This is a genomic window from Pseudomonas sp. PDM13, from assembly GCF_025685765.1.
Lineage (GTDB): Bacteria > Pseudomonadota > Gammaproteobacteria > Pseudomonadales > Pseudomonadaceae > Metapseudomonas > Metapseudomonas solani.
The window spans coordinates 36,556-48,551 of sequence record NZ_JAOTQU010000040.1 but is presented as its reverse complement, the minus strand read 5'-3'; the positions used below and the strand labels follow the sequence as shown (position 1 = coordinate 48,551).

11 protein-coding genes are annotated in these 11,996 nt (G+C 69.1%); 3 read left to right on the top strand and 8 right to left on the bottom strand.

Annotated features, from left to right (window positions below):
* Positions 1-564: 564 nt before the first annotated feature.
* The 6 genes from tpx to OEJ36_RS28955 form a co-directional block, all read right to left on the bottom strand.
* Positions 565-1,062: a thiol peroxidase gene (tpx, locus tag OEJ36_RS28980; protein WP_021219155.1), complete on the bottom strand. Its 498-nt coding sequence runs from the start codon at positions 1,060-1,062 to the stop codon at positions 565-567.
* 180 nt (positions 1,063-1,242) lie between these two features.
* Positions 1,243-1,497, bottom strand: coding sequence for a DUF2790 domain-containing protein (locus OEJ36_RS28975; protein ID WP_236232614.1), 255 nt, complete (start codon positions 1,495-1,497; stop codon positions 1,243-1,245).
* Positions 1,498-1,702: 205 nt separating this feature from the next.
* Complete coding sequence (locus OEJ36_RS28970; protein ID WP_411861068.1) at positions 1,703-2,587, bottom strand: efflux RND transporter periplasmic adaptor subunit; 885 nt, start codon at positions 2,585-2,587, stop codon at positions 1,703-1,705.
* A gap of 7 nt (positions 2,588-2,594) precedes the next feature.
* Entirely contained in the window at positions 2,595-2,795 is a 201-nt protein-coding gene (locus OEJ36_RS28965) for a DUF1656 domain-containing protein (RefSeq protein ID WP_021219158.1), read from the bottom strand.
* Positions 2,785-4,956, bottom strand: a complete 2,172-nt coding sequence (locus OEJ36_RS28960) for an FUSC family protein (RefSeq protein ID WP_263404438.1) — start codon at positions 4,954-4,956, stop codon at positions 2,785-2,787. The genes OEJ36_RS28965 and OEJ36_RS28960 overlap by 11 nt, the downstream gene beginning before the upstream one ends.
* 9 nt (positions 4,957-4,965) lie before the next feature.
* Positions 4,966-6,471, bottom strand: coding sequence for an efflux transporter outer membrane subunit (locus tag OEJ36_RS28955; RefSeq protein WP_263404437.1), 1,506 nt, complete (start codon positions 6,469-6,471; stop codon positions 4,966-4,968).
* Between the two features lie 171 nt (positions 6,472-6,642).
* On the opposite strand from OEJ36_RS28955, the gene OEJ36_RS28950 reads away from it, so the two are divergent.
* The 3 genes from OEJ36_RS28950 (at position 6,643) to OEJ36_RS28940 (ending at position 10,519) form a co-directional block, all read left to right on the top strand.
* Positions 6,643-7,596 carry a LysR family transcriptional regulator gene (locus OEJ36_RS28950; RefSeq protein ID WP_263404436.1) on the top strand — a complete coding sequence of 318 codons (954 nt, stop codon included), beginning with the start codon at positions 6,643-6,645 and terminating at the stop codon, positions 7,594-7,596.
* A gap of 426 nt (positions 7,597-8,022) precedes the next feature.
* Positions 8,023-8,790, top strand: coding sequence for a substrate-binding periplasmic protein (locus OEJ36_RS28945; RefSeq protein WP_263404435.1), 768 nt, complete (start codon positions 8,023-8,025; stop codon positions 8,788-8,790).
* 115 nt (positions 8,791-8,905) lie between these two features.
* A complete protein-coding gene (locus tag OEJ36_RS28940) occupies positions 8,906-10,519 on the top strand; it encodes an FMN-binding glutamate synthase family protein (protein ID WP_263404434.1) in 1,614 nt (537 codons plus the stop codon).
* Between the two features lie 13 nt (positions 10,520-10,532).
* On the opposite strand, the gene OEJ36_RS28935 is transcribed toward OEJ36_RS28940, so the two are convergent.
* Positions 10,533-10,985 (bottom strand): GNAT family N-acetyltransferase, encoded by a 453-nt coding sequence (locus OEJ36_RS28935; RefSeq protein WP_263404433.1) that lies wholly within the window; start codon positions 10,983-10,985, stop codon positions 10,533-10,535.
* A 10-nt stretch (positions 10,986-10,995) separates the two neighbouring features.
* Positions 10,996-11,877: a transcriptional regulator GcvA gene (gene gcvA, locus OEJ36_RS28930; protein WP_263404432.1), complete on the bottom strand. Its 882-nt coding sequence runs from the start codon at positions 11,875-11,877 to the stop codon at positions 10,996-10,998.
* Positions 11,878-11,996: the final 119 nt, after the last annotated feature.

Sequence of the window (11,996 nt, the reverse complement as noted above, 5' to 3'; positions counted from 1 at the left end):
GTTGCTCGAACCCGTGGGAGCGAATTCATTCGCGATGAAACACCCGCCCACTCGCGGCCCAGTGCCGGCGGTAAGCCCTTCGCGGCTGAAGCCGCTCCCACAGGGAATGCCCACAGCGAGGCCGAACACCGCTGTGTTGGGCCTCGCTACGCTCGGCGCCAACCTACGGCACCGAGCCCCTCGTAGGTCGGGTGAAATCCGACACCCCCGACCCACCACCACGCGGGTTTCACCCGCCCTACGGAGCCAACCGGTGTGTGGGTGGATGACGCCTCCCCCATCCACCATCGGAGCCCCGCCAAACACCGCCGTGTCGGCCCTGGCACGCCCCGTAGGAGCGAGCTCTGCTCGCGAAGCTGTTGCCGGAACCCGTGGGGGCGAATTCATTCGCGATGAAACATCCGCCCACTCGCAGCCCGGTGCCGACGGTGGGTCTTTCGCGGCTGAAGCCGCTCCCACAAGGAATGCCCGCAGCGAGGCCACACATCGCCGCGTTGGGCCACGAAATCGCGCCCAAAGAAAAAGGGAGGCCACCGGCCTCCCTTTTTCGTCACCTTCACCCGATCAGAGCGCGGCGATGGCGGCTGCGTAGTTCGGCTCGTCGGCGATTTCGCCTACCAGCTCGCTGTGCAGCACCTTGTCATTCTCGTCCAGCACGACCACGGCGCGGGCGGCGATGCCGGCCAGGGGGCCGTTGGCGATGGCGACGCCGTAGTCCTTGAGGAACTGCGCGCCACGCATGGTGGACAGGTTGATCACGTTTTCCAGGCCTTCAGCGCCGCAGAAGCGCGCCTGGGCGAACGGCAGGTCGGCGGAGATGCACAGCACCACGGTGTTGGCCAGCTTGCTGGCTTCGGTGTTGAACTTGCGCACGGAGGTGGCGCAGGTGGGGGTGTCGACGCTCGGGAAGATGTTCAGCACCTTGCGCTTGCCGCTCAGGCTGGCCAGGGTCACGTCCGCCAGGTTGCCGCCGACCAGGCTGAAAGCCGGTGCCTGGGCGCCTTTGGCCGGCAGTTGGCCATCGACGCTGACGGGGTTGCCCTTGAGGGTTACTTGAGCCATGGAATTGATCCTTTTATTGATGGGTTGTTCTGTACTGCAAGCAAGAGTGCCGCAGGATAATGAATTCCGACCGGCAAGTCAGATATTTAATCCAAGCTTCACGTAGGCCCCCACCACACCCCCTCAAACGACAATGCCCGGCTTATCGGGCCGGGCATCTGTCACGTCGAGCGGTTGGGCTCAACCGTTGGAGCAACCATTGCCGAACACCATGTACTCGAGGCGATGCACCTTGCCCTGGTGGTCTTCATAGGTCAGGTAGGCCGGCACCACGCCGCAGACATCGGGAACTTCGCTGCGGGAGATGACCCGGGCGATGTCCAGCTCCATGCCGTAGTGGTAGGGCTCGGTTTCGGCGGGAGCGGGTTGTTCGGGGGCGGCAGCGAAGACGAGAGGAGACAGGCCGGCCAGGGCCAGCAACATGAACGCTTTCATTGATCTGTTATCCGAATTGCCTTGGAGGGAGGGGCTTCGGCCCGCTCTCCACGAACGGGCCGAAGGTACTGCGCAACACCGCAGGACGGTGAGGTAGATCAGCATGTACGCCTCGTCGTGGGAGGCAGGTCAATTTTAAGGAGCACCACCCGACGCTTACAGACCGATCCAGCACAAGGACTGTGGCCGCTGGCTCAACAATCCCTCAGCCCCGCGGAGCGTCCCCGCCCTGCCCCTCGTCCACCACCACGGTGCAGGTCATCCCCGCCGACAGCGCCAGCCCCTCGGGCACCTCGTCCAGGTGGATGCGCACCGGCACGCGCTGGGCCAGGCGCACCCAGTTGAAGGTGGGGTTCACGTCCGCCACCAGCTCGCGGCTCTCGGGGTTGTCGCGGTCGTAGATGCCCCGGGCGATGCTGTCGACATGCCCCAGCAGGCGCTCGCCGCTCATCAGGCGCATCTCCACTTTCGCGCCCACGCGGATGCGCGGCAGGCGGGTCTCCTCGAAGTAGCCGTTGACGTAGAACGAGCGCCCGTCCACCAGCGCCATGCTGGCCTGGCCGGTGCGCGCGTAGTCGCCCCGGTAGATGTTGAGATTGGTGACGTAGCCGTCCACCGGCGCGCGCACTTCGGTGCGCTCCAGGTCCAGCCGCGCCGCATCGCGCTGGGCCAGGGCGCGGCGGTAGCGGGCCTCGGCGCCGTTGGCGATATGGCTGGCGTCCTCGCGGCTCTCCCGCGACACCACCAGGTCGTCCATGTCGGCGCGGCGGCGGGCGTTCAGGCGGCGCATGTCCAGCTCGGCGCGGGCGGCGTCCACCTCCGCTTCGGCCTCGCTCACCGCCAGCGCGTAGTGCGACGAGTCGATGCGCAGCAGCACGTCGCCGGCCTTCACCGCCTGGTTGTCGCGCACCGGCACCTCTACCACCAGCCCGGCGACATCGGGGGCGATGTTGATCACATCGGCGCGCACCCGGCCGTCGCGGGTCCAGGCCGACTCCATGTAGTGCTGCCACAGCTGGTGCACCAAGGCCACCGCCAAGGCGAGGATGAGCAGGGTCGCGACGACACTGATGATTCGTTTCACGGACAGGGGTCTCTCAACGGTAGGTGGCCAGCGCCAGGGCGCCGTACAGGCAGGTGAACAGGCTGACCCGCAGCAGCACCGGGTGCCAGGCGTGCTGGTACAGCCCCAGGCGCGCGGCCAGGCGGTCGAGCACCCAGCCGCCAGCCAGGGCCAGGAGGAACAGCAGCGTCAGGCTCGGCAGGTAGACGCCGTGCAGGGCGATCTCACGTGGCATGGGCGAGTACCGGGGCGGGTGCCGGCTCGGGGGCATCCGCCCAGGGCGCCAGCGGGTCGAGCAGAGAGGTGCGGATGAAGTGCAGGTAGCTCTGCAGGCGGCGCAAGGGCGAGGTCTCGAACTGCGGCGCACAGGGCTCGGGGGTGGCGCGCACCGCCTCGATGGCCTGCTCCACCGCCTGCAACGCGCGCAGGCGGTTGGCCTCGCCGGGCTGGATCAACAGGCGGATCAGCGCCCGCCCCATCACCCGCACCGATTGCCGCCAGGGCATGGATTCGGCATAGCAGGACAACGCCGGCAGCCGTGCCTGCTCCAGGCGCAGCTCGATCACCGCGTGCCCCACCTCCTGCACCGCGTACATCCAGCGCAGCAGGCGGCGCTGCACGTCCGGGCGCCCGGCGGAGAAGGCATAGGCCTGGGCCAGCAGGTCCCGGGTGCCGCTCTCGAAGCCGCTCACCAGCCCACGGATGCGCCCGCTCACGGTGTGCACCGCGCACATGCGCAGGTCGTGCTCCAGGCGCCGCCACAGCCAGGGTCGGTTGGGCGGCAGGATCAGCGCCGCCGCCAGGGTGGCCAGGGTCATGGACAGCAGCACCGCCAGGTACTCGTTGAACAGCCGGTAGGGGTCGTAGTGTGTCAGGTTGGCCGGCAGCGACAGCAGGCAGAACCACACCAGCAGACCGACGCCGTAGCCCGACCACTGGCTGCGCGACAGCAGCAGCGCGCCCAGGGCGAAGGTGGGCGCCAGGGCGCAGCAGAGCATGGCGAAGCCGTCCAGCCAGGGCAGCACCCAGAAGGTGGTCGCGATACCGGCCAGGGCGCCGCCGGTGGCGCCGATGGTCAGCTGCAGGGCCAGGCGCTTGGGGTTGGACGAGGACGACGCCAGTGCCGAGATCATCCCCACGGTCATGGTGAAGGTCTCCCCGGCCGGCCAGGCGGTGGCCATCCAGAAGGTGCCCAGGGCAAGGATCAGCAAACTGCTGCGCATGCCGGCCACGGCGGCGGCCAGGGAGTTGGCGCGGGGGCGGAAGCTCTCCCGCCAGTCCTCGCGGGCGTGGCGGTGGTCCAGCAGCGAGGCCAGGGTCAGGGCGTAGCTGTGAAGGTCATCGACGAAGCGGAACAGCAGTTCGGCGGCGGTATCGAAATCCAGCGCGCCGGCCTCGTCCACCTGCTGCATGGCCAGGCGTCCACGCCCAGCGCGGATCAGCTGCATCAGCTCCTGCCGGCAGGCCGCCAGGCGCCCGGCGAACTCCGCCGCCTCGGCGTCGCTGCCCAGGCTTTCGCGCTGGGCGGCCAGCAGCGCGGCCACTTCCGCCAGGCAGGGTGCGAGGGCCTCGCGCACCAGCTGGCCGGTCGGCTCCACGGTCGCGGCCAGGCGGTTGAGCAACTGGTGCAGAGCATGGAAGCGCGTGGAGAGCACCATGAACTCGTTGTTCAGCCGCCCCAGGCGCCCGGCGCGCAGGCGCATGTGCGGGTCTTCGAAGGCGGTGGCGTTGCGCAGGTTCTCCAGGCCCACGGCAGCGGCGGCGAAGCGCGCATTGAGGGCCTCGAAGCGATCGCTGTCCAGGCGCCCGGCCAGCCCCTCGCAGGCGAAGGCGGCGAAGTCGCGAAAGCGCGCCTGCAAGGTGGCACGCAGGTCGGCGCTGCTGGTCTGCGGCAGCACCAGGGCATTGACCAGCCCGGTGCAGAGGATGCCCAGGGTGATCTCCAGCACCCGCCACAGCGCCTGCATGAAGGCGCCTTCCGGGTGCAGGGTCGCCGGCAGGCCGATGATCACCGCCGTGTAGCCGGCCAGCACGCAGGCGTAGCCGCGAAAGTCCCGGTAGCGCGCGGCACCGGCGGTGCACAGGCCGATCCAGATGGCCACGCTGAGCATGAACAGCACCCGTTCCTGGTTGAACAGGGCGATCAGCGCCACCATCACCGTCAGCCCCAGCAGGGTACCGATGATGCGGTAGAAGCTCTTGGCCAATACCTGGCCGCTCTGCGGCTGCATGACGATGAACACCGTCACCAGCACGGTGCCGGGCTGCGGCAGCTCCAGGCGGTAGGCCAGCCACAGGGCGATGAAGGCAGTGAGCAGGGCCTTGAGGATGAACACCCAGGTCAGGCCCTCGGTGCGCGCCCAGTTGGCCAGGTCGCGGCGCAAGGTTGTGGTCATGGTCGTTTCTCAGGGATGGGGGATGTGCAGCGTGGGTTCGGTGGGCGTCAGTCGCTCCGGCTGCGGGCCGGTGGCCACCGGCAGCACGCCGCCGCCCAGTTGCAGCAGCAGGTCGGCCTGGGCCACCAGGCGCGCGGCACGCACCTGCTGCTGCAGGCGCTGGGCCTGGAGCAGCGCCGGTTGCGCCTCCAGCACCGCGCGCTGGTCGGTGAGGCCGCGCTGGCGGGCCAGCTGGGCCAGGTCGAAGGCGTGTTGCGCCTGGGCCACCGAATCGGCGGCCAGGTGCTGCTGCTCGCGCAGGGACTTCAGCCGCACCAGGGCATCGGCCACGCCCTTGATCGCCAGCACCAGCGCCTGGTTGTAACCCTCCACCGCCAGGTCGTAGCCGGCCCCCGTCTCGGCCAGGCGGCCACGGCGCAAGCCACCGTCATAGACGGGCAGGGACAGCGCCGGGCCCAGGCCCCAGGTCAGCTTGTCGTAGCGCAGGAAGTCCAGCACCCCGCCCTGCACCGCCGAGGTGCCGAGGCCGCCGAGCAGGTCGACGTTGGGGTAGAAGTCTGCCTTCGCCGCCTCGATGCCCCGCGCCTCGGCCGCCACCCGCCAGCGCGCGGCCACCAGGTCCGGTCGGTGGCCGAGCAGCTCCAGGGGCAGGCGCGGCGGCAGGCCCAGGTCCAGCAGTGGCGACAGCGCCGGGCGTTGCAGGGCCTCGCCCTCCCCCGGGCCCGCGCCGGCCAGGGCGGCGAGCTGGTTGTGGTCCAGCGCGATGGCTTCGTGCAGCAGGTCGATCTGCCGGTGAGCCTCGGGCAGGCCCAGCTGCGCACGGGTCTCCTCCAGGCCGGTGCCGATGCCGTCGTGGCGGCGTTGGCGGGTCAGTGCCAGCAGTTGTTCCTGGCGGGCCAGCTCGGCTTCGGCGATATCCAGCTCGGCGTGGTGCAGGGCCAGGCCTATGTAGCTGCGCACCAGATTGCCCTGCAGCTCCAGGGCCGCCAGGCGCGCGTCGCTCGCCGTCGCCCGGGCCTGGTCGAGGGCCGACTCGCCGCGGCTGCGCTCGCGCCCCCAGAGATCCAGCGGGTAGCTGAAGCCCAGCTGGCTGGTGTTGTTCCAGCTGCTGCTGCGGGCCAGATCGCCGGGGCCATAGAAGGCATCGTCGGGCCAGCGCTTGCGTTGCAGGCTGGCGTCCAGACCCAGCTGCGGCGCCTCGTCGGCCTCCACCACCCCGGCCCGCGCCCGGGCTTGGCGCACCCGCGCGGCGGCCATGGCCAGGCTCGGGCTGCCGGCCAGGGCGCGGTCCATCCAGCGGTCCAGCTGCGGGTCGCCATAGGCGCGCCACCACTGCCCGGCGGGCCAGCCGGCCTCGGCCTGGGCGGCGCTGATGGCAGCGCCCGGCGCCAGTACATGGGCGTCCAGGGGCCGGGAGGATGGCGCGAGGCCGGAGGAATCGATACAGGAACACAGAAGCGGGAAGACAGCGAACAGACTGGCTCGGGTCAACCCGGGCCGACGATTGCGGGGCACGTGCGGCACATCCTGAGGCAAGGGCCGGAAAGGCCCGAAACGGCGGCGATTCTATGTGTGGCCCGGCCTCGGGATAAGCGCTCGGATAGGCGATTCATTGTGTACTGATCGGCCATAATCCCCTCGGCACTTCATGCCAGAATTCGCACCCCTTCCAGGCCGGAGCCCTTCATGGACATCCTCTTCAACATGCGCGCCTTCGTCTGCGTGGCCGAAACCGGCAGCTTCACCGCTGCGGCGGCCCGCCTCGACCTGACCACCTCCTACGTATCGCGCGCCGTGGCCACCCTGGAAACCCACCTGCGTACCCGCCTGCTGCACCGCACCACCCGTCGCATCGCGCTCACCGAAGCCGGCCAGCGCTACCTGCTGCGCTGCGAGCAGATCCTCGGCTACATAGAGGAAGCCGAGGCCGAAGCCAGCGAGGCCCACGCCCGCCCCGCCGGCAACCTCAAGGTCCACGCCATGACCGGCATCGGCCAGCACTACCTGATCAAGGCCATCGCCCAGTACAGCGAGACCTACCCCGACGTCAGCTTCGACATGACCCTGGCCAACCGCACCACCGACATCCTCGACGAGGGCTACGACATCTCGGTGGTGATCGCCCAGGAGCTGCCCGACTCGGGCTTCATCTCCAAGCAGCTCGGCACCACCTACAGCGTGCTCTGCGCCTCCCCCGCCTACATCGAGAAACACGGCGCCCCGCGCCAGCCGTCGGACCTCACCCAGCACCGCTGCCTGCGCCTGGTGAACTCGGTGATGGCCCTGGACAAGTGGCTGTTCGAAGGCCCCGACGGGCAGCAGATGATCTCCATCAACCAGACCCCCTTCCAGGTCAACACCGCCGACGCCATGACCGAAGCGCTGATCGCCGGCATGGGCATCGGCGTGCTGCCGGTGTACTCCGCCGTCAAGGGCCTGGCCGACGGCAGCCTGGTGCGCGTGCTGCCCCACCACAGCCTGTTCCCCCTGGGCATCTACGCCCTCTACCCGTCGCGGCAATTCCTCGACGCGAAGATCCGCACCTGGGTGGAATTCCTCCGCGACTTCCTCCCCGACCGCCTCAAGGCCGACGAAGCCGTGCTCACCGCCTGCACCCACGCCCTGCCGCCACAACCCTAGGCTGAGCCCATCACACAGAGCCCCCCGTAGGAGCGAATTCATTCGCGATGCTGCGTACATCGCCAAGCGCAAGACGGACGCAGGGTAAGACGTCAGGTGAGGCGCGGGGTGAAGCGTAGGGTGGGCTTCAGCCCACCGCTTATCCGAGCCCGAGCCCCGCTCCCCCCACGAGCACTACCCTCCTCACTCATTTCTGCTCTTGAATACGCCCCACCCTCGAGGTGCGCACGGCACACCCTACAAAGAGCTCCACGCCCTAGCCACCCGTCCCTGTGGGAGCGAATTCATTCGCGATCGGGCCTCCCTGAAAACACTCACCCAATGGCGCGCCCCCTCGTACATGACGCCACGGCTGGCGGGCCGGCACGCCCTGTGCTTGGCTGAACGGGTGCCACGCCGCCGGGCGTGCATCGCCGGGAGAATTCGATGTCCCGATTCCGGGTCCTGTTGTTCATCTGCCTGTTCGCCTGCGCCCGCCCGCTCTTCGCCGAGGGCCATATCCGCATCGCCATCGGCGAGTGGCCGCCCCTTATCAGCGCTTCGCAGCCCGGCAATGGCGTGATCCCCACCCTGGTCAGCGAAGCCTTCGCCACCCAGGGCATCACCGTGGAATACGGTTTCTTCCCCTGGAAGCGCGCCTTCGAGGAAGTGCGCCAGGGCCGCTGGCAGGCCTCGGCCGTGTGGGGCCGCAGCCCCGAGCGCGAGGCCTGTTGCCTGTTCTCCGAGCGGGTCTACAGCGACGAGGTGGTGCTCTTCTACAACCGCGCCCGCCCGGTGCAATGGGACGGCACGCCGGCCGACATCGAGCGCCTGCGCGGCCTGACCATCGGCCTGCCCCTGGGCTCGGCGAAGACCCCGCTGCTGGAGGAAGCCGAACAACGCGGCCTGCTGAAATACGAAGTGGGCGGCGACGAAACCAGCAACCTGCGCAAGCTCGCCGCCGGGCGCATCGACGCCGTGGACATGGTCAAGGGCACCGGGCAGTGGCTGGTGAACCAGAAGCTGGACGCGGACGAAGCCGCGCACCTGGCCACCACCGCGCCGCTGCAGAGCTGGGAGTACTTCGTGCTGTTCGCCGGGCAGCCCGCCGGCAACCGCAGCTATGTGGAGGCCTTCGACAAGGGCCTGGCCGCCCTGCGCGCCAGCGGGCGCGAGGCCGAGTTGTGGCGGCGTTTCTTCGCCGCGCCGCGCTAGCCTACGGTGCCTGGCGGGCTCACCCGACGAGCTTCAGGGTGCCCCTCGCCGTGCCACAAGGCGTAACCTTGCCGCTCCGCTACGCTGAACCCGTGCCCTCTCACAAGGAAACCGCATGAGCCTGTCGCTTCTCAGCCGCTACGCGTTCTTCGCCTTCTGCGTGCTCTTCACCCTCGCCACCCTGCCCTTCATCGAACATGAATGGGTCTGGCCCTTCACCCTGCTCACCGGCGTGCTGTCGCTGGTCGGTCTCATCGACCTGCTGCAGAAACCCCACGCGGTGCGCCGCAACTACCCGATCCTGGGCAACATCCGCTACCTGGTGGAAGGCATCCGCCCGGAAATCCGCCAGTACCTGCTGGAAGCCGACGGCGACAAGCTGCCCTTCTCCCGCGCCCAGCGCTCGCTGGTGTACGCGCGGGCCAAGAACGAAGGCGCCGACAAGCCCTTCGGCACGCTGATGGACGTCTACCAGGCGGGCTTCGAGTTCATCGGCCACTCCATGCGCCCCGCCCCACTGAGCGACCCGTCGGCCTTCCGCATCGAGATCGGCGGGCCGCAGTGCAAGCAGCCCTACTCGGCATCGATCTTCAACATCTCGGCCATGAGCTTCGGCTCCCTCAGCGCCAACGCCATCCGCGCCCTCAACCAGGGCGCCAAGCTCGGCGGTTTCTATCACGACACCGGCGAAGGCAGCATCAGCCCCTACCACCGCGAGCACGGCGGCGACCTGGTGTGGGAACTGGGCAGCGGCTATTTCGGCTGCCGCACCGCCGCCGGCCTGTTCGACCCGGAGCGCTTCGCCGCCCAGGCGCAGAACCCGCAGGTGCGGATGATCGAAATCAAGCTCAGCCAGGGCGCCAAGCCCGGCCACGGCGGCATCCTGCCCAAGCACAAGGTGACCAAGGAAATCTCCGAAACCCGCGGCGTGATGATGGGCGAGGACTGCATCTCCCCCTCGCGCCACAGCGCCTTCTCCACCCCCGTGGAAATGATGCAGTTCATCGCCCAGCTGCGTGAGCTGTCCGGCGGCAAGCCGGTGGGCTTCAAGTTCTGCCTGGGCCACCCCTGGGAATTCATGGGCATCGCCAAGGCCATGCTGGCCACCGGCATCTACCCGGACTTCATCGTCGTCGACGGCAAGGAAGGCGGCACCGGCGCCGCGCCACTGGAGTTCACCGACCACATCGGCGTGCCGCTGCGCGAGGGCCTGCTGTTCGTGCACAACGTGCTGGTGGGGCTGAACCTGCGGGACAAGATCAAGCTCGGCGCCAGCGGCAAGATCGTCAGCGCCTTCGACATCGCCAGCGTGCTCTCCATCGGCGCCGACTGGGCCAACTCCGCGCGGGGCTTCATGTTCGCCATCGGCTGCATCCAGTCGCAGAGCTGCCACACCAACAAGTGCCCCACCGGCGTCGCCACCCAGGACGCCCTGCGCCAGCGCGCCCTGGTGGTACCCGACAAGGCCCAGCGCGTGCACAGCTTCCACCGCAACACCCTCAAGGCCCTGGCCGAGATGCTCGCCGCCGCCGGCCTCGATCACCCGGCGCAGCTGGAGCCGCGCCACCTGGTGCGCCGCGTCTCCGACAGCGAGATCCGCCTGTTCTCCCAGCTCCACGTGTTCCTCAAGCCGGGCGACCTGCTCAAGGACACCATCGAAGCCGACTTCTACGGCCGCATGTGGGAAATGGCCCGCGCCGACAGCTTCGAGGCCGCCTGCGGCTGGTAACCCTTAGCCCGGGTCAGGCGAGCGAGCGCTCCATCACGATGGTGCGCTCCTCGCCCCGGATGATCTGCTGCACGGCCTGGAAGCCCAGCCCTGCGTAGAAGCCTTCGGCGGTGATCGACGAAGGCACCTTCAACACCGCGACGCCGCGCTCCCGGGCCAGCGCCTCCACTTGTTCCATCAGCCGCCGGCCGACGCCCAGCCCCTGGGCACCCGGCGCGACGAAGACGGTACGCACCACATCGCCATCCAGGCTGGCGGTGCCGATCACGCAGCCCGCCTCCTCCGCCACCAGCACCTCGCGCGCCGCCAGCAGCCCCCGCACCTGTTCGGGGCCGAAGTTCGCCTGCACCGAGGCGATCACCGCCGGCGGGTAGTCGCGGGCGTTGCTCTCGGCCAGCGCCAGGAGCACCACCTGGCTGATGGCCGCGGCGTCGTCAGGGGTGGCGGTTCTGATCAGGTATTCCATGTTCGATTCCTCAAGCCCTGCCTGCCTCGGCCAGCAGCCATTCGCGGAACGCCGCCACTGCGGGACGCTCCAGAACGCCGGCCGGGTAGACAAGAAAATAGGCCAGGGCGCTGGCAACGCCCTGGTGGAAAGGCGCCAACAGGGTACCGGCCGCGAGCTCGCGATGCACAAGGGAGCGCCGCACCAGCGCCACCCCGAGCCCGGCCCGGGCCGCCTCGATGGCGCCGTTGCTGTCGACGAACAGCGGCCCGCGCGCAGCGTCCACCTCCGCAGCGCCGGCCGCCTCCAGCCACAGCGGCCAGTCGTGGCGGTGTTCGTCGTGCAGCAGCGTGAAGCCCGCCAGTTGCGCGGGCGTCGACAGGCTCGTATCGGCGGTCAGCGCCGGGCTGCACACCGGCACCAGCTCGTCATCCACCAGCCGCTCGGCCACCAGCCCCTCGTAGCGGCCGAAGCCGTGGCGCACCGCCAGGTCGATGCCGTCGAGGGCGAAATCCATGCGCCGATTGGACGGGCTGATGCGCACGTCGATCCCCGGCATCCGCGCCTCGAAGCCACCCAGCCGGGGCACCAGCCACTGCAGGGCGAAGCCCGGCGTGCAGGTCAGGGTCAGCACCGCCGGCCGCGCGCGGGCGGTGATCTCGGCGGTGGCTTCACGCATCAGGCGGAAGGCCGTGCGCAGGGTGGCGAAGTAGTCCGCGCCCTCGGCGGTCAGGGCCAGGCTGCGCGGCCGGCGCAGGAACAGCTGCACGCCGAGGGTCGCCTCCAGCTCCTTCACCTGCAGGCTCACCGCCCCCGGCGTCACGCAGAGTTCACGGGCCGCCAGGGTCACGCTGAGGTGGCGGGCCGCCGCTTCGAAGGCGCGCAGCGCGCTGAGGGAAGGCAAGGTGCTCATGCTTTAGAAAAACTCGATCGTCCATGGAGAAAAGCTCGTTTGTCACGCCGAGCCCCGTCCGAATAATAGGGAGCCACAGACGGGATTCAAGCGACCGCCTGCAACGAATGGAACTCAAG

What these genes read in the sequence shown, in the direction of transcription:
- tpx (WP_021219155.1), bottom strand. Translation starts at nt 1,062, where the DNA reads ATGGCTCAAGTAACCCTCAAGGGCAACCCCGTCAGCGTCGATGGCCAA.
- OEJ36_RS28975 (WP_236232614.1), bottom strand. Translation starts at nt 1,497, where the DNA reads ATGAAAGCGTTCATGTTGCTGGCCCTGGCCGGCCTGTCTCCTCTCGTC.
- OEJ36_RS28965 (WP_021219158.1), bottom strand. Translation starts at nt 2,795, where the DNA reads ATGCCACGTGAGATCGCCCTGCACGGCGTCTACCTGCCGAGCCTGACG.
- OEJ36_RS28960 (WP_263404438.1), bottom strand. Translation starts at nt 4,956, where the DNA reads ATGACCACAACCTTGCGCCGCGACCTGGCCAACTGGGCGCGCACCGAG.
- OEJ36_RS28950 (WP_263404436.1), top strand. Translation starts at nt 6,643, where the DNA reads ATGGACATCCTCTTCAACATGCGCGCCTTCGTCTGCGTGGCCGAAACC.
- OEJ36_RS28945 (WP_263404435.1), top strand. Translation starts at nt 8,023, where the DNA reads ATGTCCCGATTCCGGGTCCTGTTGTTCATCTGCCTGTTCGCCTGCGCC.
- OEJ36_RS28940 (WP_263404434.1), top strand. Translation starts at nt 8,906, where the DNA reads ATGAGCCTGTCGCTTCTCAGCCGCTACGCGTTCTTCGCCTTCTGCGTG.
- OEJ36_RS28935 (WP_263404433.1), bottom strand. Translation starts at nt 10,985, where the DNA reads ATGGAATACCTGATCAGAACCGCCACCCCTGACGACGCCGCGGCCATC.
- gcvA (WP_263404432.1), bottom strand. Translation starts at nt 11,877, where the DNA reads ATGAGCACCTTGCCTTCCCTCAGCGCGCTGCGCGCCTTCGAAGCGGCG.